This window comes from Streptomyces sp. YIM S03343, from assembly GCF_054729195.1.
Genome location: NZ_JBPUKX010000001.1, coordinates 7,029,671 through 7,053,134 on the forward strand (window position 1 = coordinate 7,029,671; position 23,464 = coordinate 7,053,134).

A 23,464-nucleotide genomic window follows, 5' to 3' on the forward strand; every position below is an offset into this window, starting at 1 on the left:
TGACACGGCCGACAAAGACAAGGAGAAACGAGATGACCGCACTCAGCGAGGACCGCGTCGTCGCCGTCACCGGCGCCGGACGCGGCCTCGGACGCGCCCACGCCCTCGCGTTCGCCGCAGAGGGCGCCCGGGTCGTCGTCAACGACCTGGGCGTCGGCCTCGACGGCAATCCCGGCGCGGGCAGCCCCGCCGACCTGGTCGTGGCGGAGATCCGCTCCGCGGGTGGCGAGGCCGTGGCCCACGGCGGAGACATCGCCACGACCGACGGCGCCGCGTCCCTGATCCGCACCGCCCTGGAGACCTACGGCCGCCTCGACACCCTCGTCAACAACGCCGGCTTCCTGCGCGACCGTATGCTCGTCAACCTCGACGAGGACGACTGGGACGCCGTGATGCGCGTCCACCTCAAAGGCCACTTCCTGCCCCTGAAACACGCCGCCACACACTGGCGGGCCGAGACCAAGGCCGGCCGTACACCCGTGGCACGGGTGGTCAACACCAGCAGCGGCGCGGGCCTGCTCGGCTCGGTCGGACAGGCCAACTACAGCGCTGCCAAGGCCGGGATCATCGGCCTCACCCTGGTCGCCGCGGCCGAACTGGCCCGCTACGGCGTCGGAGTGAACGCCGTAGCGCCCGCCGCCCGCACCCGTATGACGGAACACACCTTCGCCGACACCATGACCGCCCCCGACACCGGCTTCGACGCCATGGCCCCGGAGAACGTCTCCCCCCTCGTGGTCTGGCTCGGCTCCGCCGCCAGCGCCGGAGTCACCGGCCGGGTCTTCGAAGCCGAGGGCGGCCGGATCACCGTCATGGAGGGCTGGCATCCCGGCCCCACCGCCGACAGACACAACCGCCACACCCCGGCGGAGGCGGGGGAGACGGCACTGAAACTCCTCTCCGAGGCAGCACCCCCGAGCCGTGCCTACGGCGCCTGACCGCCCGTCCCGTCCTGACCGACCCGACTCGTCCTGTCCTGGCCGACCCGTCCCACCCGGACCGGACCCACTACGTCCGAGGGCCCTCCCCCCTCCCCTCCCTCCCTCCCGCCCATGCCCTACCGCCCCACCCCGCCCCGCCCCAATACGCCCCCGTTCCCCCACCCACCCAGGGCCTACGTATCGCACTCCAGCACCGTCCGGCACAGTCCGCAGCGTGCCCGCATCCGGCCCTTCACCGGGACCCGGATCCGCTGGTGGCAGGTCGGGCACGGGAAGGACACCCGCAGTGGGCCCCGGCTGTCGGGGGTGAAGCTGTAGGGCACCCCGGACAGCGGGCCGGCGGGGGAGGGGTGCAGGTCCTGGGCGTGGCGCCGGTCGCGGGCGTAGCGGCGGCGGCCCGCCCAGCCCGCCGCCGTCAGCGGGGGCTGCTGCTCGTCACGGCGGGCCTGGACCATGCCCTTCTCGAAAGCCGTGTACGCCTGCGGGCTGGTGAACCAGACCGAGGGGTCCTCGGCGAACACCAGGGACCGCTTGGCCAGGACGTACCCGAACTCTTCCGGCGTGAGGTAGCCCAGCTTCTGCGACGACGCCGAGTCCTCCCGGTAGGCGTCGAGCAGCAGCCAGCCCGCGCCCAGATACGTGGTCGCCGTGTCCGTGAGGATCTCGTTCTCCGCGGTCGTCGGAAAGGCGAGGTCCGCGCGGTGCAGATAGACATGCATCACCTCGTGGGCCAAGGCCGCGCCGATGTCCCTGCGGTGCGTGCGGAACCGGTCGTTCAGCTCCACGAAGTACTCCGGGCCCGCGGCGAGTTCGACGTTCGCCGCATGGGTCATCTCGCGGAAGCTGACGATCAGCCGGGCGTCCGGCAGCCGGAGGTGCCGGACGATCTCGCGGGCCACCCGCTGTGCCCCCAGATGCAGGTCGTCGGTGTCGCAGAAGGCCACGTCGGCGGGGGCGACGCTGGTCGAGAAGGTCTGGATGGTGTCGTACGACAGCCGTCTGTAGAGCGCGGTGACGGCTGCCCGCACCGTCTCCAGATGTGGGTAGCCGTGCACGACCGGTCCGTCGTCCGCCACGTCCCGTACCCCCAAAGACGCCCTGAACTCGATTCCACTGTATGCGGAGGTGAGGGGATTCTCATTGGTCGTTCCCTCCTTCGCTGGTGAGGTCGGCTCCCGACGGGTCCGCCCGGTCGTGCCCGTCGATGGTGGAACGGCCGCCGCCGACGGCCGGTTCCCCCGCACCGCCGGATCACCCCGATGGAGCAACCGCAGCCCCGCCCGCACCCCGCCCCCCGCACGGTCCCGCCGACGGACCACCGGCCCTCCACCCCATAGGGTGGGCCCCCATGACCACCAGCAACACCGGCACCGGACCCGGACATGTCGACCCGGCCGTGCGCCAGGAGCTCGCCAGGCTGCGCGAGAGCATCGACAACATCGACGCCGCCGTCGTTCATATGCTCGCCGAACGCTTCAAGTGCACCCAGCAGGTCGGCCACCTCAAGGCCGCGCATCAGCTGCCGCCCGCCGATCCGGCCCGCGAGGCACGCCAGATCGCGCGGCTGCGTTCCCTCGCCGAGAACGCCAGACTCGACCCGGCGTTCGCCGAGAAATTCCTCAACTTCATCATCGCCGAGGTCATCCGGCACCACGAGCGCATCGCCGATGACGCGGGAAACCACTCACCACCGGCGACCGGCCGGACGGTGTGACATCACCGGGCCCCGGCGGACCACGCCCGCACACAAGCGGACATAGCGCTCGTACCGGTCGGCCCCTGTGCCTTGTCAGTGCTATCGGGCAGCATGTCGTCCATGTCCGTACTCACGCGCGACGAAGCGCAGACCCGTGCCGAGCTCCTCGACGTACACCGGTACACGATCGACCTCGATCTGACGACCGGGGACGAGACCTTCGGCTCCCGTACCGTCGTCAGGTTCACCGCGCGTGCGGACACCGACACGTTCGTCGAGCTGAAGCCGGCCGAGCTGCGTTCCGTCGCCCTCGACGGACAGCCCCTCGATCCCGGCACCCTGGACGGCAACCGGCTGCCGCTGGCAGGACTCGGCGCGGGCGAGCACGAACTGCGCGTCGACGCGGCCATGCGCTACTCCCGCACCGGCGAGGGCATGCACCGCTTCACCGACCCCACCGACGGCGAGACCTACGTCTACACCCAGCTCTTCATGGACGATGTGCAGCGCGTCTTCGCCGCCTTCGACCAGCCCGACCTCAAGGCCGTCTTCGAGCTGACCGTCACCGCCCCCGAGGACTGGACCGTCCTCGCCAACGGCGTCACCGAACGCACGGCGGAGGGCCACTGGAAGGCCGCACCCACCCCGCTGATCTCCACCTACCTCGTCGCCGTCGCCGCGGGCCCCTGGCACTCCGTGGTCACCGAACACCGCGGCCTGCCCTTCGGACTGCACTGCCGCCGCTCCCTCGCCCCCTACCTCGACGCCGACGCCGACGAACTCCTCGACATCACGCGCGCGTGCTTCGACCGCTACCACGACAAGTTCGAGGAGCCCTACCCCTTCGACTCCTACGACCAGGCGTTCGTCCCCGAGTTCAACGCGGGCGCCATGGAGAACCCCGGCCTGGTCACCTTCCGCGACGAGTTCGTCTTCCGATCCGCCGTCACCGACACCGAGCGCCAGGTGCGCGGCATGGTCGTCGCCCACGAGATGGCCCACATGTGGTTCGGCGACCTCGTCACCCTCAAGTGGTGGGACGACATCTGGCTCAACGAGTCCTTCGCCGAGTACATGGGTTACCAGACCCTCATCGAGGCGACCCGCTACACCGACACCTGGGTCGACTTCGGCGTGTCCCGCAAGTCCTGGGGCTACGACGCCGACCAGCGCCCCTCCACCCACCCCGTCGCCCCCGAGGCCGTCGACGACACGGCCTCCGCGCTGCTCAACTTCGACGGCATCTCCTACGCCAAGGGCGCCTCCGCACTGCGCCAGCTCGTCGCCTGGCTCGGCGAGAAGGACTTCCTGGCCGGCATCAACGCCCACTTCGCGCACCACCGGTTCGGCAACGCCACCCTCGCCGACTTCATCGACTCCCTCTCCGGCGCCACCGAACGCGACGTCCACGCCTGGGCCGACGCCTGGCTGCGCACCACCGGTGTCGACACCCTCACCCCGCACATCACCCCCGGCGACAACGGCACCTGCGCCCTGACCGTGCAGCGCGCCGGAAGCCGCCCGCACCGCATCGCCGTAGGCCTCTACGACGACGACCTCGACGAGGGCCGCCTCGTCCTGCGCCACCGCCTCGACCTCGACGTGCCGCAGACCGCGCCGCTGCCCCTCGGTAAACGCCCCGCGCTGCTCCTGCTCAACGACAACGACCTCACCTACACCAAGATCCGCTTCGACGACGGCTCCTTCGACGCCGTCCGCACCGGCCTGTCCGGGCTGCCCGAACCCCTCACGCGCGCGGTCGTGTGGAATGCGCTCAGGGATGCCGTCCGCGACGGCGAACTGCCGCCCGGTGCCTATCTGGAGGCCGCCCGCGCCCACCTCCCGCGCGAGAAGGACCTCGCCGTCGTCCAGGGCGTCCTGTCCTTCGCCTCGGCCCAGGTCGCCGACCGGTATCTGGACCCCCAGGACCGCCCTGCCGCGCTCGCCACCCTCAGGGCCCTGTGCCGCGACCTCATCCGCCGCACCGAGGACGGCGACAGCCCCGGACTGCGCCTCATCGCCGTACGCCACTTCATCGACGCTGCGGCGCTTCCCGAGACCATCGCCGCCTGGCTCGCCGACGGGACCGTGCCCGGCGGCCCCGAGCTCGACCCCGAACTGCGCTGGCGGGTGCTCGGCCGGCTCGCCGTCCTCGGCGCCGTCGACGAGGACGCCGTCGCCGCAGAACTCGACCGCGATCCCAGCGCCACGGGCCAGGAGGGCGCCGCCCGCTGCCGTGCCGCACTGCCCGACCCGGACGCCAAGGCGCGCGCGTGGGAGGCGATGTTCGCCACCGACGACCTGTCCAACTACCTGTTCACCGCGACCGCCCAGGGCTTCTGGCAGCCCGAACAGGCCGACCTGGTCGTCGGGTACGTCCCGCGCTACTACGAGGACGCGGTCGCCCTCGCCGCCCGCCGTGGCCCCGCCATCGCGGAGGCCGCGGGCCGCTGGGCCTTCCCGGCCTGCGTCGTCGACCCCGAGACCCTCCGCCTCGGTGAGCAGGCCCTCCGCGATGCGGACCCCATTCCCGCCCTGCGCCGCAGACTCGCCGACCAACTGGACGATCTGGCACGCGCCCTGAGAGTCCGCCAGGCATAGGATCGCCGTCCCTCTGGGTCCTCACCCCCGCAGGAGGGGTGAGGACCTGTCGGAGAGGACGAGATCAGAACACCGGCGTGCCGTCGCGGGTCAGCTTCCAGTCGACCGACGCGAAGTCCTTCGGGTCCAGAACACCCTTCGCGGTCACCCACTCCGCGATACGGGTGCGGATCTCCGTGGACTCCGACCACAGCTCGGTCGCCGACGCGACATACGGGAACGCGCCGCCGCCGTTGGCGCGGTAGTTGTTCACCGCCAGGACGAACTGCTGGGAGTCGTCCAGTGCAGCACCGTTGTAGGTGAGGTTCTTGATCCGCGAACCCGCCGCCTGCGCGATGTCGATGTCGTACTGGAAGCCCGACACATAGTCGTAGTTGTAGTCCGGGCGGCCGTTCGCGTTGGTCAGCTTCTCCGTGTCGATCACCACGCCGGATGCCGTCTGTACGAAGTACTGCGCCGAGTACTCCAGGTACGCACGGATCTGCGCACCCGTCATCAGCTTCGCGACCAGCGTGTTGTCGTACACGTACAGACCAGACAGATCCTTGATCGTCACCTTGCCGGCCGGGATCTCCGACGTCCGTGAGAACGGCGACGCCTGCGCGATCACCGGCAGCGAGGCGTACTGCGTGCCCGCCAGCGCAGCCTTGACCACGTCCTCCTGCACCTTGGTGATCAGGTCGATGATCGGGGCGTCCTTGTAGCGCGCCTCGACCGTCGTCAGGGTGACCGTCGCCGTGCCCACGACCTGATTGACGTACTCCACGACCTTCGCGTGCTCGTCCGTCAGCAGCTTGGTGATCTCCGGGTCGTCGGCAACCGTCTTGCTGTCGCGCAGCGAGGCGGACACCGACTCCACCGTCCACCTGCCCTTCTCCAGCACCAGCTCGATGTCGAACAGCGTCAGCCGCTCGGCGTAGCACAGCGGTTCGGACAGCACGACCGTCTTGCCGGTCTTGTCGTTGGTGACCTTGAGTTCCGGGATCTCCAGATGCGCGTGACCGACGAGAATCGCGTCGATGCCGGGCACCTGCTTCGCCACATTCGCCGCCGCGTTCTCGACGTACGGGAGCTGGTCACCGTAGGACGAGGTGCCCGACGAGCCCGAGTGCGCCGACACGACGACCACGTCCGCGCCCATCGACCGCAGCTTCGGCACCCACTTCGCGGCCTGCTCCTCCAGACCGGGGAACGCCAGCTTCCCCTGGACGTACGCCTTGTCCCAGATCGCGATGCCCGGGTTCGTCAGACCCAGCACGGCCACCTTCACCGGCGGCGCACCCGGCACATGGAACTTCTTGATGAAGTACGGCGGGAACGCCGGCCGCAGCGTCTTCGCGTCCACCGCGTTCGCGCCGAGCAGCGGGAAACGGAGCTGCGACTCGAACTTCCGCAGCGTCTCGATGCCGTAGTTGAACTCGTGGTTGCCGAGCGCCGCCGCGTCGTAGCCGATGGCGTTCATCGCCTGCGCCATCGGATGCACCGGCCCGCCCTTGGCGGTGATCGGGTCGACCTTCGCGTAGTAGTACGTCAGCGGGGTGCCCTGGATCGTGTCACCCGCGTCCAGCAGCAGCGTGTTGCAGCGGCCCTTCTCCTCGCGGACCTGGTTCACCAGCGTCGAGATCCGGGCCAGGCCCTGCGCGTTGCCGGCCTTGTCGGCGTACTCCGCGTCCTTGAAGTAGTCCCAGTTGAACACGTGCCCGTGCAGGTCGGTCGTGCCCATGACGGTGAGCGAGTACCGCTTCGCCGGCCGCTTGTGCGCCGACGTGGTCTCCGCGGCCTGCGCCGCCGGAGCCGCCGCCGTCCCCGCCAGGGCCACCCCCGCCCCGGTCACGGCGGACTTCTTGATGAACTTCCGGCGGTTGAGTGGCATGTCTCGTCCTCCTGGTGAGGAAGTGGTGCGTGAACGGTCGATGACGCGCGTAGATTCTGACCCGCTCATGACCGACAGCAACAGGTCCGGAAGGTTGCGATTGGGTGACCTGGAAGCACAATTGATGCTCCGTAAGCAGCCAAGGCGTGACAGAGTGGTACGTATGACCATCCCCGCCGGGGAGTCCCGGCCCGCCGCCACGCCGTACGGCACCCCCGACGCTCCCCGTATCGCCGTCCGCGGGGAGGCGCACCTCGAGGTCGACCCGGAGATTGCCAGGATCGGCATCACCGTCGCCGCCCGCGGCAAGGACAGGCGCTCCGCCCTGGAGGACCTCACCCGCCGCAACACGGCCGTCCTCGACCTGGTCAAGTCCTACGGTGACGCCGTGGAGCGCCTGGAGACCGGCCACTTCTCCCTCACACCCGAACTCACCACCCGCGGCCGCGGCGAACGCGTGCGCACCTATCACGGCGCCGTCCGTCTCACCGCCGAACTCGCCGACTTCACCGCACTCGGCGAACTCACCACCCGGCTCGCCGACTTGGAACTCACCCGCGTCGACGGCCCCTGGTGGGCCCTGCGCCCCGACTCACCCGTCCACCGCCAGGCACGCCAGCAGGCCGTACGGGAGGCGGTCCAGCGGGCCCGCGAATACGCCGAGGCGCTCGGCACCTCGCTCGCCGCGCTCGTCGAACTCGCCGACACCGGCGCGGAGAGCCCCGAGATCTACGGCCGCGCCACCGGCCGTATGCGCGCCATGGCGGCCCCGGGCGGCGCGAGCGAGGTGGCCACGCCTCTCGACCTCGAACCCGAGCGCCAGCACGTCCACGCACAGGTCAACGCCCGCTTCACGATGCTGCCGCCGCAGCTGTGACCTGACCGCACGGCGTGATCCGTATGCTCATCGGAGCGCCCTGCCGCACCGTTCGGCGGTTGTCAATAACCTTTCATGCAAAGGTTGTTGGGCAGTCACGTGAGGTCGAGCCCTTACCCGTTGGTAAGGGCATAGTCTCGAACCATGCGCCGAGCAAAGATTGTTTGTACCCTGGGCCCAGCCACCGAAACATACGACCAGATCAAGGATTTGGTCGAAGCAGGTATGGACGTGGCCCGATTCAACCTCAGCCACGGCGGCTACGCCGAGCACGAGGACCGCTACCAGCGCGTACGCAAGGCCGCCGACGAGAGTGGCCGCAGCGTCGGCTGCCTCGCCGACCTCCAGGGCCCGAAGATCCGCCTCGGCCGCTTCTCCGAAGGCCCTGTACTCCTCGAACGCGGGGACACCTTCACCATCACCGTCGAGGAGGGCGTCGAGGGCGACCGCGACATCTGCGGCACCACCTACGCCGGCCTCGCCGCCGATGTCACCCCCGGCGAGCGCATCCTCGTCGACGACGGCAAGGTCTGCCTCGAAGTCGCCTCCGTCGACGGCCCCCGGGTGCGCACCGCGGTCGTCGAGGGCGGCGTGATCTCCGACCACAAGGGCCTCAACCTGCCCGGCGTCGCCGTGTCGGTCCCCGCCCTCTCCAAGAAGGACGAGGCGGACCTGCGCTGGGCGCTGCGCACGGGCTTCGACGTCGTCGCGCTGTCGTTCGTACGCAGCGGCCGCGACGTCCAGGACGTCCACCGGATCATGGACGAGGAGGGCCGCCGTGTCCCCGTGATCGCCAAGGTGGAGAAGCCGCAGGCGGTCGAGGCGATCGACGACATCGTTGCCGCCTTCGACGGCATCATGGTCGCGCGCGGCGACCTGGGCGTCGAGATGCCCCTCGAACAGGTCCCGATCGTCCAGAAGCGCGCGATCAAGCTCGCCAAGCGCAACGCCAAGCCGGTCATCGTCGCCACCCAGATGCTCGACTCGATGATCGACAACTCGCGGCCGACGCGCGCGGAGGCCTCCGACGTCGCCAACGCGGTCATCGACGGCACGGACGCGGTGATGCTGTCCGGCGAGACCAGCGTCGGCAAGTACGCGATCGAGACAGTGCGCACCATGGCCCGCATCGTGGCGGCAGCCGAGGAGGACCTGCTGGCCATGGGCCTCGCGCCGCTCACGGAGAGCAGCAAGCCCCGTACCCAGGGCGGCTCGGTGGCCCGGGCCGCCGCCGAACTGGGGGACTTCCTCGGTGCGAGGTTCCTGGTCGCTTTCACCCAGTCGGGCGACACCGCCCGCCGCCTCTCCCGCTACCGCTCCCCGATCCCGGTGCTGGCCTTCACCGCGGAGCCCGCGACCCGCTCCCAGCTGAGCCTGACCTGGGGTGTGGAGACCTTCCTCGGCCCCCGCGTCGACTCCACGGACGCCATGGTCGACCAGGTGGACGAACTGCTCCTGAAGTACGGCCGCTGCCAGCGGGGCGACACGGTGATCATCACAGCAGGCTCCCCTCCCGGCGGCCCCGGCACCACCAACCTGGTCCGGGTCCACCATGTGGGCGAGGACGACTGCCTGAGCTGACGGGGTGCGGCCGAGCCGCCCAGGCCGTACGGCGTGGCAGCGTTCCCGGTGTCATTTCCGATGTCACGCCGTGCGGACCGATGTCACGCCGTACGGAAACGATCGCCACGACGGACGGAAAAACGGAGGATCACAGGCTGGTGATCCTCCGTGGTGAAGTGCCGGGTGCGGGATTCGAACCCGCAAGCCCTCTCAGGCAGATGTGTTTGAGACATCCGTGTATGCCATTCCACCAACCCGGCAGGACTGGCCTCCGGAAGCATACCGGGTCACCACATGCCCCCGCCTCTAGGTAGGCTGCATTAGCGCACAATCCGGCCTGCTCGCACCAAGGAGCCCCCCGTGACCGCCCCCGAGTCCACTCAGCCCGCAGACGAGCCGAACGACGAGAAGTCGCACGTGCCTCCGCTGACGACCCGTGTCGTCATCGCCGAGGACGAGGCCCTGATCCGGCTCGATCTCAAAGAGATGCTGGAGGAAGAGGGCTACTCGGTCGTCGGCGAGGCCGGTGACGGTGAGCAGGCGGTCGAGCTGGCCCGTGAGCACAAGCCGGACCTGGTCATCCTGGATGTGAAGATGCCCAAGCTCGACGGCATCTCCGCCGCCGAGAAGATCGCCGGCGAGCGTATCGCCCCCGTGCTGATGCTGACCGCGTTCTCGCAGCGCGACCTCGTCGAGCGGGCCAGGGACGCCGGTGCCATGGCGTATCTGGTGAAGCCCTTCAGCAAGAGCGACGTCGTCCCGGCCATCGAGATGGCGGTGTCCCGGTTCACCGAGCTCAAGCAGCTGGAACAGGAGGTCGCCGACCTCTCCCAGCGGCTGGAGACCCGCAAGCTTGTCGACCGCGCGAAGTCCGTCCTCCAGACGGAGTACGGGCTGACGGAACCGGCCGCCTTCCGGTGGATCCAGAAGACCTCCATGGACCGCCGCATGTCGATGCAGCAGGTCGCCGAGGCCGTGATCCAGGACAGCAACGAGAAGAAGGCCGCCAAGGCCGCGAAGGCCGACAAGGGCTGACAGCGCCCCGACGTGCCACGAGGCCCGCGCCCCCGGAGAAAGGGGCGCGGGCCTCGGGCTGTGCGGGCGGGCGGGCCGCCGACGGAGGTGTCAGTCCTCGCCGAGGTAGGCCTTGCGCACCGACTCGTCGTGCAGCAGGTCCTGGCCGCTGCCCGACAGGACGATGCTGCCGACCTCCATGACATGCCCGTGGTCGGCGAGCGAGAGCGCCGCCTGGGCGTTCTGCTCGACGAGGAGGATCGTCGTGCCCTGGGACTTCAACTCGGCGATCGTCGACATGATCTTCTGCATCATGATCGGCGACAGACCCATGGACGGCTCGTCCAGCATCAGCAGCTTCGGCTGGGACATCAGCGCCCGCCCCATGGCCAGCATCTGCTGCTCGCCGCCCGACAGGGTGCCCGCAGCCTGCCTGCGCCGCTCGCCCAGGATGGGGAAGAGGTTGTAGGCGCGCTGGATGTCCTTCTCGATGCCCGGCCGGTCGCCGCGCAGGAACGCGCCGAGACGCAGATTGTCCTCGATGGTCATGCGCGGGAAGATGTGCCGCCCCTCGGGGGAGTGGGCGAGGCCCAGCGAGACCACTTGGTGGGCCGGGACCTTCTTCAGCGACCTGCCGTTGAACCTGATCTGCCCGCCCACCGGCTTCAGCAGCCCGGAGAGGGTGCGCAGGGTGGTCGTCTTGCCGGCCCCGTTGGTGCCGATCAGGGTGACGACCTCGCCCGCCTCGACCGTGAACGAGATGCCCTTGACGGCCTCGATCTTGCCGTAGGCGACCCGGAGGTCCTCGACTTCGAGCAGTGCGGTCATCGGTCGTTCTCCTTGCCGGGCACGGCGTCCGTCGTGGTCTCGGCCCGCGGGGGCCCGGCGTGCGCCTCGGCCGCTTCTACCTCGGCCGCCTCCTCGTCGCCGGGAGCGTTCTCGAAGGGTTCGCCGAGGTACGCGGCGACGACCCGCTCGTCGCCCTGCACGGTCGCGCTGTCGCCCTCGACGAGCTTCTCGCCCTGCACCAGGACGGCGACGCGGTCGCAGAGGTTGAAGATGAAGCGCATGTCGTGCTCGATGACGAGGACCGCGATGCCCTGGTCGCGGATCGCGAAGACCAGCTCCTCGGTGGCCCTGGTCTCCTGCGGGTTCATGCCGGCGGTCGGCTCGTCCAGGAGCAGCAGGCCCGGTTCGCTGGCCAGCGCGCGGGCGATCTCCAGCTTGCGCTGCTCGCCGTAGGGGAGATTGCGGGCGAGATGCTCGGCCTTTGCACCCAGTCCGACGAACTCCAGCAGCTCCATGGCGCGGGCGCGGGAGGCCGCCTCCGCGCGGTGGAAGCCCGGGCCGCGCAGCAGGGCCGACCAGAGGCCCTCCTTGGTGCGGGTGTGGCGCCCGACGAGCACGTTCTCCAGGACCGTCATGTTGGCGAACAGACGGATGTTCTGGAAGGTGCGGGCGATGCCGGCGGCTGTGACCTTGAACGACTTCGCAGGGAGGACGTCGCCCTTGTAGCGGACCTCGCCCTCGGTGGGGACGTAGAGGCCGGTGAGGCAGTTGAAGAAGGTCGTCTTGCCCGCGCCGTTGGGGCCGATCAGGCCGACGATCTCACCGCTGTTGACGGTCAGGTCGACGTTCCGCACGGCCGTCAGACCGCCGAAGCGCATGGTGACGCCGCGGGCGTCGAGGACGGTCTCGCCGGGCGCGGAGGCGCCGGGTGCGGCGTCCTGGGGGATGGTGTCGGTGGTCATCGTGGTCAGGCCCCTGCCTTGACGAGTACGGCGGGCGCTTCGGTCTCTTCGTGGAACTCGAGCTGGCGGCGCCGGTTGGGGATGAGGCCCTCGGGACGGAAGCGCATCAGCAGCACGAGCGTGACGCCGAAGGCGAAGAGCTGGTAGTCGCCCAGGAACTGGAGCTTGGCCGGGATCAGATACAGCAGGGCGGCGCCGACCAGCGGCCCGGAGATGGTGCCCATGCCGCCGAGGACGACCGCGGCCAGCAGGAACGCCGAGTTGGGCGGGACGACATGGGCGAACTGGTACTGCTCCGGGGTCACCGTGTAGGTGACGTGCGCCTGGACGGAACCGGCGAGGCCCGCCAGGGAGGCGCCCAGCGCGAAGGCGATGAGCTTGACGCGGAAGCCGTTGATGCCCATGGCGAGCGCGGCGGTCTCGTCCTCGCGGATGGCGATCCAGGCGCGGCCGATGCGGGAGTCGGCGCTGCGCTGGAAGACCACGACGACGATGAGCGTGATGACCAGCATCAGCAGGAAGTAGTTCGCGAACCGGCCGACGGTGGTGCCGAGCAGGGTGTGCGCCTTGCCGAAGTCGAAGCCGAGCATGTTCACGTCCGGGATGGACGAGATGCCGTTGGAGCCGTTGGTGACGTCGGGGCCCGAGGTGCCGTCCATGTTGAGGACGGTGATGCGGAAGATCTCACCGAAGCCGAGCGTCACGATGGCCAGGTAGTCGCCGCGCAGTCGCAGGGTCGGGGCGCCGATGAGGACGCCGAAGACCATGGCGACGGCCGCTCCCGCCAGCGCCGCGGCCCAGAACGGCCACTGCACGTGCAGCGGGGAGGAGGGCGAGCCGGAGACCAGGGCGGCGGTGTAGGCGCCGACGCCGAGGAAGGCGACGTAGCCGAGGTCCAGGAGACCGGCGAGGCCGACGACGATGTTCAGGCCGAGGGCGACGGTGGCGAAGATCAGGATGTAGACGCCGATCGTCGCGTACTGGTCGTCGGACTGGGTGAACGGGAAGGCCGCGGCGGCGAGGAAGGCGCCGGTCATGGTGATGTTGCGGTGGCGCGCGGTGATCGCCGAGACCCGGGCCACGAGCCCGGCCCTGAAGAGGGAGGCGAATCCGAAGCCCGCGGTGATGAGGAAGCCGATGAACAGCTGGTCGTACTCGGTGCCGATGCCGTAGGTGAACACGATCAGACCGGCGGCCATGGCCGCGGCGATCACCAGGATGTCGGCCCAGGCGGGCAGCGCCGGCGCCGGTGCCAGGGGCTTGGCGGAGAAGGCGGCCTTGAAGACGTTCACGTGGTGCCGGGTGTTGTGGCGGAACAGCTCCCAGCCGGTGTCGTCCGGATCGGCCGGTTCGGGCTCAGGGCGCTCGTACGGCAGGGCCAGCGCGCCGATGAGAGCGGCTAGCGTGGCGACGGCGACGAAGTAGCCGCCGGGCTCCAGGTTCACCAGCCCGCCGAGCTTCACGCTGATGGCGATCACGGTGTACCAGGCGGTGGCGAAGGTACCGAGCGCGGCCAGCTTCAGGGCGCTGTCGGCGCTCCCGGGCACCAGCCAGGCGAGGCCCCTCACCCCGTAGGAGGCGATGCCGAAGAGGGTGGTGAGGATGCCGCCGATCAGGACCAGGACCTGGAGGCCGCCCGGGTAGCCGTAGACGGTGAGGTCGCCGGGGAAGGCCGAGGTCCATGTCCAGGCGAGGAACGTGGAGATGACCGTGAGGACGCCGCCGCCGGTGGCGAGAGCCCTGCCGAGCGGGACGGGGAGGCCGACGAGTCCGGACGGGGCGGCCGGGGGCGCGCTGGGGGTGGGTGCTGCGGTCTGTGTGGTCATCGTTGTCACGCCCTGTCCGCGACGCGCTCGCCGAGCAGACCCTGGGGCCTGAACAGCAGCACGAGGATGAGAAGTACGAACGCCCAGACGTCTGCCCACGACTGGCTGCCGAACTTGTCCATGCCCGGGATGTCCGCGATGTAGGCCGTCGACAGCGCCTCGGCGACACCGAGGACGACACCGCCGAGCATCGCGCCGTAGATGTTGCCGATACCGCCGAGGACGGCCGCGGTGAACGCCTTCAGACCGAGGATGAAGCCCATGCGGAAGTCGATCTGACCGTACTTCAGGCCGTAGGCGACCGAGCCCACGGCGGCGAAGGTGGCACCGAGGGCGAACGCGATGACGATGATCCGGTCGGTGTTGATGCCCATCAGCTTCGCGGTGTCCGGGTCCTGGGCGGTGGCCTGCATACCGCGTCCGGTACGGGTGCGCATCACGAAGTAGGCGAGGAACGCCATGCTGGCCGGGGCCGCGACCAGCAGGAAGATGTCACCGGTCTGGATGGTGACGTTGCCGATGTCGAAGGGGCCGCCCGGGATGCTCGGGAAGGTGCGGGCGGACTTCGCCTCCGGGTACCAGGCCCAGACGGCCTGCTGAAGGGCGAGGGAGAGACCGATGGCGGTGATCAGGGGCGCAAGGCGGGGCGCGGTACGCAGGGGGCGGTAGGCGAACCGTTCCGCTCCGACGGCGATGGTGACGGCGACGAAGATGGCGCCGACGAGCATCAGCGGCAGGGCCACCCACATGGAGGTGCCGTCGGGAAGGATGTACACGTAGACCGTGAGCGCGCCGAACGCGCCGGTCATGAAGATCTCGCCGTGGGCGAAATTGATGAGCTGGACGATGCCATAGACCATCGTGTAGCCGATGGCGACCAGGCCGTACATGGATCCAAGTAGCAGGCCGTTGACCAGCTGCTGCGGCAGTTCGTTCACCGCATGTCCTCCGAGAGGGGTCGGAAAGTGCGACGGATGGGGCCGGATGCGGGTCCGCGCGGGGCGCCAGTGGAACAGCGCCCCGCGCGGCTCGGGAGTGGGGGTGTGGATCACCCGCCGCTGTAGGTACCGGACTCCACGGCCTTCCAGGCGCCGCTCTCGACCGAGTAGACGGTGAGCTGCTTGTTGGTGGCGTCGCCGAACTCGTCGAAGGAGACCTTGCCGGTCACGCCGTCGAAGGAGACGTTCTGCACCGCCGCGGTGATCTTCGCGCGGGCGTCGGAGGGAAGCTTTCCGCCGTTGTCGTCGACGACCTTCTTCACGGCCTCGATGATCGCCCAGGCCGAGTCGTAGGAGTAACCGCCGTAGGCGCCGTACACCTCGGCGTATCCGCCGGCCTTGTAGTTCGTGACGAATTCCTTGGCGGAGGCCAGGGTCTCGACGGGCGCGCCGACCGAAGTGGCGAGATCACCGGTGCCCGAGGTGCCCGCGAGCTTGATGAAGTCGGCGGCATAGATGCCGTCACCGCCGATCAGCGGGATCTTAGCGCCGGCTGCCTTGATCTGCTTGCTCAGCGGGCCGGCCTGCGGGTATTCGCCGCCGTAGTAGACCACGTCGGCACCCGAGTTCTTGACCTTGGTCGCGACCGCGGAGAAGTCCTTGGTGTCGGGGTTGATGTGCTCGGTGCCGGCCACCTTGCCGCCGAGTTTCTTGAACTCGGCCGTGAAGGTGGCGGCCAGGCCGGCGCCGTAGGTCTTCTTGTCGTCGATCACGAAGACCTTGGTCTTCTTCGCCTTGTTGTAGACGTACTGCGCGGCGAAGGGTCCCTGGATGGCGTCCGTGGTCGCGGTACGGAAGTACGAGTTGTACTGCCGCTTCTTCGACGTCTGCCAGTTGGCGCCCTGGGTCAGGTCCGGGCTGGTGTTGGCCGGGGAGACCTCGACCAGCTTCGCGTCGTCGAACACCTTCTGCATCGACTGCGCGACGCCGGAGTTCAGCGGGCCGACCACGCCGAGGACGTCCTTCTCGCTGACGAACTTGGTGGCGTTCGTCTGGCCCGAGGAGGGCTGCGCCTGGTCGTCCAGGGCCTCGATCTTGAAGGTGACACCCTTGACGTAGCTCTTCTTGTTGGCCTGTTTGGCGGCGAGGTCGGCGGAGTTCTTGATGCCGAGGCCGAGTGCGGACAGGTCGCCGGTCAGCGGGGCGTCGACACCGATGACGACGGTGGTGCCACCGCTGCCGGAGTCCGAACCCTTGTCGCCGCTGCCACGCGAGCCGCAGGCAGTGAGGGTGAGTGCTCCCGCAGCCAGCGCGGCGGTGATGGCGATGAGCGAACGTTGACGCACGATCAGTCCTTTCCCTGACACAGCCGTATCCCCCTGGAAACGGCCGAGTCGCGCCCTGGGCCGAGTTGCATTCCGGAGGGCGGTGACTGGCCGTGACTCTAAGCGCGAGGGGCGAACATGGAGGAGGGGCTGGCGAATGCTGTGACGCTCTTGTTATGACACGGGGTAATGCAGAGCGGTACACGGTGGGGGGAACAGCGGAATTCAGGCCGATTCGCCCTGTCCACATGCTGAGAAATCGCAGGACCCATCGAGGTTCGTTCAGGTGTCTCGATGGTTTTGGTGGTTACGTGGAAGAGCTGCCGCAAGCGACTTCGATCGCTTCTGAGAGGTGCTGCGCGTAACGGGGACCGAGGATGAAACTCTGTACTTGCATTGCGCGCGTATTACGAAGAGTTACATCCAGGAAAGGCAGTCCGGCGTTCCTTGGCACACTTCGGCATTCGGTCACGTGCATGGTTATCGTGATCTTGCGCGAAGCGCCCGCCTTTGTTCTGAACGGCGCGCGCGGCTCCGTGACCAGGGACAGTCCGGCGTAGGGCTGTGTCACCCGGGTCACGGTGACGGGCGGTCCGGAGTGCACGCTGAGCAGCACCGCGAAGCTGAAACTGCGGGGCGGGGAGCCCGGCGGTACGGCCCGCTCCGAGAGGAACCCGACCTCCACCGCCTGGGCGGGGTACGGCGCTTCGGGCGGCGCCGGCGGCTTCGGGCGGGTTGCACAGAGGTACCCGCCGGCCGTGAGCAGGGCGGCCGCCGCGGACACGGCCAGGACGGCGCGCCGGTGGCGGGCGTACAACGGCCCCATACGGCCCCGGGCTCGTTCCGACGGCCGGGCGGCCGCCACGTCCTGGACGTCCCACGCGCGCGTGCCCTCGCCCGGCTCCACAGGACCTGTGCCGCTCACTGCCACGGACCTCCGCTGGGGGTGCCGTCACGGTACCGGTCCGCACGGCCCTGCGGACCGGTACCGGAACAACTGGTCGGCGACGGCGGCGCCTTGACGCCTCATTGCGGCACTTCCAGCGGAGGGCTCAGTCCTCCGCCGTCATGTCCCGCAGCAGGCACGTCAGGCGGGCGGTGCAGACCCGTCTGCCGGCCTCGTCGCTGATCACGATCTCGTACGTCGCCGTGGACCGCCCCCGGTGGACGGGGGTGGCCACGCCCGTGACCAGGCCGGAGCGCACCCCGCGGTGGTGCGTGCAGTTCAGGTCCACACCGACGGCGATCTTCCGGCTGCCGCCGTGCAGCATCGAGCCCACCGAGCCGAGCGTCTCGGCGAGGACCGCGGAGGCGCCGCCGTGCAGCAGCCCGTACGGCTGGGTGTTGCCCTCCACCGGCATCGTGCCGACGACACGCTCGGCGGACGCCTCCACGATCTGGACGCCCATCCGGCTGCCGAGATGTCCGGCCGAGAACAGGGCGGGCAGGTCGACGCCCAGTTCCGCGTACTCGTCGACGACCTCTTGAGGGAACGTCACCTGCTGCTGCTCACCCATGCCGTCCTGCTCCGTTCGTAGTTCCCCGCCGTTCCGGCTGTCACTGAGCAAACGCTCAGTCGGTGCCCGATTGTTCCAGACGCACCACGACGGACTTGCTGGCAGGTGTGTTGCTGGTGTCTGCGGTGGCGTCCAGCGGCACCAGCACATTGGTCTCCGGGTAGTACGCCGCCGCGCAGCCCCGTGCCGTCGGGTAGTGCACGACACGGAAACCGGGCGCCCGCCGCTCCACGCCGTCCTTCCACTCGCCCACCAGATCGACGTACGACCCGTCGGCCACCCCGAGCCGACGCGCGTCCCCGGGGTTCACCAGCACCACCCGGCGGCCGTTGCGGATGCCCCGGTAGCGGTCGTCGAGGCCGTAGACCGTGGTGTTGTACTGGTCGTGCGAACGGATCGTCTGGAGCAGCAGCCGTCCTTCCGGCACCTGGGGGTACTCGACCGGCGCAGCCGTGAAGTTGGCCTTGCCGGTGGCCGTCGGGAAACGGCGCTCGTCGCGCGGGGCGTGCGGCAGGGCGAAACCGCCGGGGTGCGCCACGCGCGCGTTGAAGTCCTGGAAACCGGGCACCACGCGCGCGATGCGGTCACGGATCGCGGCGTAGTCCTTCTCGAACTCCTCCCACGGCACCGTGCTGTCCTCGCCCAGGACACACCGGGCGAGGCGGCACACGATGGCCGGTTCGGACAGCAGGTGCGTGCTCGCGGGCTCCAGACGGCCGCGTGAGGCGTGCACGATGCCCATGGAGTCCTCGACGGTCACGAACTGCTCGCCGCTGCCCTGGAGGTCACGTTCGGTGCGGCCCAGGGTGGGCAGGATGAGCGCACGCGCGCCGGTGACGGCATGCGAGCGGTTGAGCTTCGTCGACACGTGCACCGTCAGCCGCGCCCGGCGCATCGCCGCCTCGGTGACGTCCGTGTCGGGCGACGCCGACACGAAGTTGCCGCCCATGGCGAAGAAGACCTTCGCCTTCCCGTCGCGCATCGCGCGGATGGCCCGTACGACGTCGTAACCGTGCTCGCGCGGCGGCGCGAAGCCGAACTCCTTCTCCAGGGCGTCCAGGAACGCCTTGGCGGGCCGCTCGAAGATGCCCATCGTGCGGTCGCCCTGCACATTGGAGTGGCCGCGCACCGGGCACACGCCGGCGCCCGGGCGGCCGATGGCGCCGCGCAGCAGAAGGAAGTTGACGATTTCCCGGATGGTCGCCACGGAGTGCTTGTGCTGGGTCAGGCCCATCGCCCAGCAGACGATGGTGCGCTTCGAGGCGAGCACCATGCCGAGCGCTTTCTCGATCTCCGCGCGCGTGAGGCCCGTCGCCGCCAGCGTGTCGTCCCAGTCGGCGGCCCGCGCGGCCGCGGCGAACTCCTCGTACCCGTGCGTGTGGTCCCGCACGAACGCCTCGTCGACCGCGCCCTCAGTCTCCAGGACCAGCTTGTTGAGCAGGCGGAAGAGCGCCTGGTCGCCGCCGATGCGGATCTGGAGGAACAAGTCCGTCAGGGGTGTGCCGACGGTGAGGCCCTTGGGCGTCTGCGGGTTCTTGAAATGCTCCAGGCCGGCCTCGGGCAGCGGGTTGACGTTGATGATCCGTGCGCCGCCCGCCTTCGCCTTCTCCAGGGCGGCGAGCATCCGCGGATGGTTCGTCCCCGGGTTCTGCCCTGCGATGATGATCAGATCGGCCTGGTAGAGGTCCTCCAGCAGAACGCTGCCCTTGCCGACGCCGATCGTCTCCGACAGGGCCGAACCGGACGACTCGTGGCACATGTTCGAGCAGTCCGGCAGATTGTTGGTGCCCAGCTCCCGGGCGAACAGCTGGTAGAGGAACGCCGCCTCGTTGCTGGTGCGCCCGGAGGTGTAGAAGACGGCCTCGTCGGGCGAGCCGAGCCGCTGGAGCTCCTCGGCGACGATGTCGAACGCGCGCTCCCAGCTGACCGGTTCGTAGTGCTCCCCGCCCTCGGGCAGATACACGGGATGCGTCAGCCGCCCCTGCTGCCCCAGCCAGTAGCCGCTCCGGCCGGCCAGATCTGCGACGGAGTGCGCGGCGAAGAACTCCGGGGTGACCCGGCGCAGGGTGGCCTCCTCGGCGACGGCCTTCGCGCCGTTCTCGCAGAACTCCACGGTGTGCCGGTGGTCCGGATCCGGCCAGGCGCAGCCCGGGCAGTCGAAGCCGTTCTTCTGGTTGACGTGCAGCAGGGTCAGTGCCGTGCGCTTCACGCCCATCTGCTGCGTGGCGGCACGCAGGGTGTGCCCGACGGCCGACAGCCCCGCCGCCGTGTGCGGGGGTGCGGAGACGTCCGGCGCGTCCTGAACCGGATCAGCCTTGGGGGGCTTCGTCGCCATCTCGGGCTCTCCTTCACTGGCAGGTGGTGAGGTCCGGGTCCTTCTCCGATCCTCGCACGGGGCGGTGACGGCGGCGGGAGGCGGGTGTGCGGCGGCGCAGGCGCGACGGAGGGTTCCGCTCGGCCGGCTCTGATCGCGAGGGCCGGGCGTCCGGGGGCCGGGGTGCCGAGGACGTACTGGAGGCGGAGGCGGAGGCGGAGGCGGTGCCGGGGCGGGGATCCGGCCGGGCAGGGGGCGGCGGAGCAGGGGCCCGAGGCCGGGGAGCGAAGGGCCCGGGCGGTCGCGGGCCCCGAGTGTCAGTGGGGCGTGGCAGGATCGGGGACGTGGCAGAGACAGCACCGAAGACGACCGACAAGACCTCCGGCGGCAGCCGCCCGCGGCTGATGCTCATGGACGGGCACTCGCTGGCCTATCGCGCGTTCTACGCGCTGCCCGCGGAGAACTTCACCACCGCGCAGGGACAGCCGACGAACGCGATCTACGGCTTCGCGTCGATGCTGGCCAACACACTGCGCGACGAGGCGCCCACCCACTTCGCGGTCGCCTTCGACGTCTCCCGCAAGACCTGGCGCTCCCAGGAGTTCACCGAGTACAAGGCGAACCGCTCCAAGGCGCCGGACGAGTTCAAGGGCCAGGTCGAGCTGATCGGCGAGCTGCTCGACGCCATGCACGCCGAGCGCTTCGCCGTCGAGGGGTACGAGGCGGACGACATCATCGCCACCCTCGCCACCCGGGCCGAGGCCGAGGGCTTCGAGGTGCTCATCGTCACCGGCGACCGCGACTCCTTCCAGCTGGTCACCGAGCACACCACGGTGCTGTACCCGACGAAGGGCGTCTCGGAGCTGACCCGGTTCACCCCGGAGAAGGTCCTCGAGAAGTACGGGCTGACCCCGGCGCAGTACCCCGACTTCGCGGCTCTGCGCGGCGACCCGTCCGACAACCTGCCGGGCATCCCCGGCGTCGGCGAGAAGACCGCCGCGAAATGGATCAACCAGTTCGGCTCGTTCGCGGAGCTGGTCGAGCGGGTCGACGAGGTCAAGGGCAAGGCCGGCCAGAATCTGCGCGACCATCTGGAGTCGGTCAAGCTCAACCGCCGTCTGACCGAGCTGGTGCGCGCCGTGGAGCTGCCCCGGACGGTCGCCGACCTCGAGCGCGCAGCCTACGACCGCAAGGCCGTCGCGCTGGTCCTCGACACCCTGGAGATCAGGAACCCGTCCCTGCGCGAGCGGCTCCTCGCCGTCGACCCCGGTGCCGAGGAGGCCGTCAGCTCGCCGGTCAGTGCGGACGGTGTGGAGATCGACGGCACGGTGCTCGGCACCGGCGAACTGTCCGGCTGGATCGCCGGGCACGGCAGCGGGCCCCTCGGCATGGTCACGGTCGACGCCTGGGCGCTGGGCACCGGCTCGGTCGCCGAGATCGCGCTCGCCGCGGCCGGGGGACCGGCCGCCTGGTTCGACCCGTCCGAGCTGGACGAGGCCGACGAGAACGCGTTCGCGGCCTGGCTGGCCGACCCCGGCAAGCCCAAGATCCTGCACAACGCCAAGGGCGCCATGCGTGTCCTCGCCGAGCACGGCTGGCGCGTCGACGGCGTCACCATGGACACCGCGCTCGCCGCCTACCTGGTCAAGCCCGGCCGCCGCTCCTTCGACCTCGACGCACTGTCACTGGAGTACCTCGGCCGCGAGCTGGGCCCCGCCGCGGCGGCCGACGGCCAGCTCGCCTTCGGGGTCGAAGACGACAGCGCGGCAGAGTCCCTGATGATCCAGGCCCGCGCCGTTCTCGACCTCGGCCAGGCATTCGAGGCCCGCCTCCAGGAGGTCGGCGCGGCCGACCTGTTGCGGGACATGGAGCTGCCCACCTCCGCCCTGCTGGCCCGGATGGAGCGGTCCGGCATCGCCGCCGACCGGGCCCATCTGGAGGCCATGGAGCAGATGTTCGCGGGCGCCGTACAGCAGGCCGTGAAGGAGGCGCACGCGGCGGCCGGGCACGAGTTCAACCTGGGCTCGCCCAAGCAGCTCCAGGAGGTCCTCTTCGGTGAACTGGCGCTGCCCAGAACGAAGAAGACCAAGACCGGTTACACCACGGACGCCGACGCCCTGGCCTGGCTGGCCACCCAGACGGACAACGAACTGCCGGTCATCATGCTCCGCCACCGTGAGCAGGCGAAGCTGCGCGTCACGGTCGAGGGCCTGATCAAGACGATCGCGTCCGACGGCCGTATCCACACCACGTTCAACCAGACCGTCGCCGCGACCGGCCGTCTCTCGTCCACCGACCCCAACCTCCAGAACATCCCGGTCCGCACCGACGAGGGCCGCGCCATCCGCCGCGGCTTCGTGGTCGGCGAGGGCTTCGAGTCCCTCATGACCGCGGACTACAGCCAGATCGAGATGCGCGTGATGGCCCACCTCTCCGAGGACGAGGGCCTGATCGAGGCGTTCACCTCCGGTGAGGACCTGCACACCACGGCCGCCGCGCAGGTCTTCTCGGTCGAACCGGGCGCGGTGGAAGCGGAGATGCGCCGCAAGATCAAGGCCATGTCCTACGGCCTGGCGTACGGCCTGTCCGCCTTCGGCCTCTCCCAGCAGCTGAACATCGAGGCCGCCGAGGCCCGTGCCCTGATGGACGCCTACTTCGAGCGGTTCGGCGGGGTACGGGACTATCTGCAGCGGGTGGTCGCCGAGGCACGAGCGACGGGCTACACGGAGACCCTCTTCGGCCGCCGCCGCTACCTCCCCGACCTGAACAGCGACAACCGGCAGCGCCGCGAGATGGCCGAGCGCATGGCCCTGAACGCGCCGATCCAGGGCACGGCCGCCGACATCGTCAAGATCGCCATGCTCCAGGTCGACAGGGCACTGCGTGAGGCGGAGCTGAAGTCGCGGATGCTGCTCCAGGTCCACGACGAAATCGTCCTGGAGATCGCCCCGGGCGAACGCGAGGCCACGGAGGAACTCGTCCGCCGGGAGATGGCGAACGCGGTCCGCCTGAGAGCACCGCTGGACGTATCGGTCGGCGTGGGCCCGGACTGGGAGTCGGCGGCGCACTAGCCTCCGGCGGTTCGGGGAGATCTGGGGCGATCTGGGCATGGGCGGCGGCACTGCAGGGCGCGCGCTGCCCGGTCCGTCCCGGTCGGGCTCGCTGACGAGGCGCGTCGGGGCGGGCCGGAGCGGTCGTACCGGCGGTGCCGCCCCCGCCGTACGTCTC

General features: G+C 69.7%; 17 protein-coding genes and 1 tRNA gene. 7 read left to right on the forward strand and 11 right to left on the reverse strand.

Annotated elements, in window-relative coordinates; genetic code table 11:
- The first annotated feature begins 32 nt into the window (after positions 1 to 32).
- Positions 33 to 938 carry an SDR family oxidoreductase gene (locus ACSYGN_RS31065; protein ID WP_460401461.1) on the forward strand — a complete coding sequence of 302 codons (906 nt, stop codon included), beginning with the start codon at positions 33 to 35 and terminating at the stop codon, positions 936 to 938.
- A gap of 176 nt (positions 939 to 1,114) precedes the next feature.
- Here the strand turns inward: ACSYGN_RS31065 and ACSYGN_RS31070 are convergent, their stop codons facing one another.
- Complete coding sequence (locus ACSYGN_RS31070) at positions 1,115 to 2,017, reverse strand: hypothetical protein (protein WP_460401463.1); 903 nt, start codon at positions 2,015 to 2,017, stop codon at positions 1,115 to 1,117.
- 272 nt (positions 2,018 to 2,289) lie between these two features.
- On the opposite strand from ACSYGN_RS31070, the gene ACSYGN_RS31075 reads away from it, so the two are divergent.
- Positions 2,290 to 2,655, forward strand: coding sequence for a chorismate mutase (locus tag ACSYGN_RS31075; protein WP_460401465.1), 366 nt, complete (start codon positions 2,290 to 2,292; stop codon positions 2,653 to 2,655).
- A gap of 102 nt (positions 2,656 to 2,757) precedes the next feature.
- Positions 2,758 to 5,238: an aminopeptidase N gene (gene pepN, locus ACSYGN_RS31080; protein ID WP_460401467.1), complete on the forward strand. Its 2,481-nt coding sequence runs from the start codon at positions 2,758 to 2,760 to the stop codon at positions 5,236 to 5,238.
- Positions 5,239 to 5,302: 64 nt separating this feature from the next.
- Here the strand turns inward: pepN and ACSYGN_RS31085 are convergent, their stop codons facing one another.
- Positions 5,303 to 7,111 (reverse strand): bifunctional metallophosphatase/5'-nucleotidase, encoded by a 1,809-nt coding sequence (locus tag ACSYGN_RS31085; protein ID WP_460401469.1) that lies wholly within the window; start codon positions 7,109 to 7,111, stop codon positions 5,303 to 5,305.
- A gap of 163 nt (positions 7,112 to 7,274) precedes the next feature.
- Between ACSYGN_RS31085 and ACSYGN_RS31090 the strand changes: the two genes are divergently transcribed.
- Together ACSYGN_RS31090 and pyk are read left to right on the forward strand one after the other, a co-directional pair.
- Positions 7,275 to 7,988, forward strand: a complete 714-nt coding sequence (locus ACSYGN_RS31090) for an SIMPL domain-containing protein (protein ID WP_460401471.1) — start codon at positions 7,275 to 7,277, stop codon at positions 7,986 to 7,988.
- A gap of 144 nt (positions 7,989 to 8,132) precedes the next feature.
- Positions 8,133 to 9,569, forward strand: coding sequence for a pyruvate kinase (gene pyk, locus ACSYGN_RS31095; RefSeq protein ID WP_460401473.1), 1,437 nt, complete (start codon positions 8,133 to 8,135; stop codon positions 9,567 to 9,569).
- A 159-nt stretch (positions 9,570 to 9,728) separates the two neighbouring features.
- Here pyk and ACSYGN_RS31100 read toward each other — a convergent pair.
- A tRNA-Leu gene (locus ACSYGN_RS31100) sits at positions 9,729 to 9,811 on the reverse strand.
- A 100-nt stretch (positions 9,812 to 9,911) separates the two neighbouring features.
- Between ACSYGN_RS31100 and ACSYGN_RS31105 the strand changes: the two genes are divergently transcribed.
- On the forward strand, positions 9,912 to 10,586 hold the full coding sequence (locus ACSYGN_RS31105; protein ID WP_460401475.1) for an ANTAR domain-containing response regulator: 675 nt from the start codon (positions 9,912 to 9,914) through the stop codon (positions 10,584 to 10,586).
- A 90-nt stretch (positions 10,587 to 10,676) separates the two neighbouring features.
- On the opposite strand, the gene ACSYGN_RS31110 is transcribed toward ACSYGN_RS31105, so the two are convergent.
- From ACSYGN_RS31110 to ACSYGN_RS31145, 8 genes are all read right to left on the reverse strand, one after another.
- A complete protein-coding gene (locus ACSYGN_RS31110) occupies positions 10,677 to 11,393 on the reverse strand; it encodes an ABC transporter ATP-binding protein (RefSeq protein WP_460401477.1) in 717 nt (238 codons plus the stop codon).
- Complete coding sequence (locus ACSYGN_RS31115) at positions 11,390 to 12,316, reverse strand: ABC transporter ATP-binding protein (protein ID WP_460401479.1); 927 nt, start codon at positions 12,314 to 12,316, stop codon at positions 11,390 to 11,392. Before ACSYGN_RS31115 ends, ACSYGN_RS31110 begins: the two co-directional genes overlap by 4 nt.
- A gap of 5 nt (positions 12,317 to 12,321) precedes the next feature.
- Positions 12,322 to 14,142 carry a branched-chain amino acid ABC transporter permease gene (locus tag ACSYGN_RS31120; RefSeq protein WP_460401481.1) on the reverse strand — a complete coding sequence of 607 codons (1,821 nt, stop codon included), beginning with the start codon at positions 14,140 to 14,142 and terminating at the stop codon, positions 12,322 to 12,324.
- Between the two features lie 5 nt (positions 14,143 to 14,147).
- Positions 14,148 to 15,080: a branched-chain amino acid ABC transporter permease gene (locus ACSYGN_RS31125; protein WP_460401483.1), complete on the reverse strand. Its 933-nt coding sequence runs from the start codon at positions 15,078 to 15,080 to the stop codon at positions 14,148 to 14,150.
- 110 nt (positions 15,081 to 15,190) lie between these two features.
- A complete protein-coding gene (locus ACSYGN_RS31130) occupies positions 15,191 to 16,426 on the reverse strand; it encodes a branched-chain amino acid ABC transporter substrate-binding protein (RefSeq protein ID WP_460401485.1) in 1,236 nt (411 codons plus the stop codon).
- A 286-nt stretch (positions 16,427 to 16,712) separates the two neighbouring features.
- Positions 16,713 to 17,330, reverse strand: coding sequence for a Tat pathway signal sequence domain protein (locus tag ACSYGN_RS31135; RefSeq protein WP_460401487.1), 618 nt, complete (start codon positions 17,328 to 17,330; stop codon positions 16,713 to 16,715).
- 127 nt (positions 17,331 to 17,457) lie between these two features.
- Positions 17,458 to 17,922: a PaaI family thioesterase gene (locus ACSYGN_RS31140; RefSeq protein WP_460401489.1), complete on the reverse strand. Its 465-nt coding sequence runs from the start codon at positions 17,920 to 17,922 to the stop codon at positions 17,458 to 17,460.
- 55 nt (positions 17,923 to 17,977) lie between these two features.
- Positions 17,978 to 20,257: an FdhF/YdeP family oxidoreductase gene (locus ACSYGN_RS31145; RefSeq protein ID WP_460401491.1), complete on the reverse strand. Its 2,280-nt coding sequence runs from the start codon at positions 20,255 to 20,257 to the stop codon at positions 17,978 to 17,980.
- A gap of 323 nt (positions 20,258 to 20,580) precedes the next feature.
- Between ACSYGN_RS31145 and polA the strand changes: the two genes are divergently transcribed.
- The gene (polA, locus tag ACSYGN_RS31150) at positions 20,581 to 23,307 is read left to right on the forward strand and encodes a DNA polymerase I (protein ID WP_460401493.1); all 2,727 of its coding nucleotides are present in this window, start codon (positions 20,581 to 20,583) and stop codon (positions 23,305 to 23,307) included.
- Positions 23,308 to 23,464: the final 157 nt, after the last annotated feature.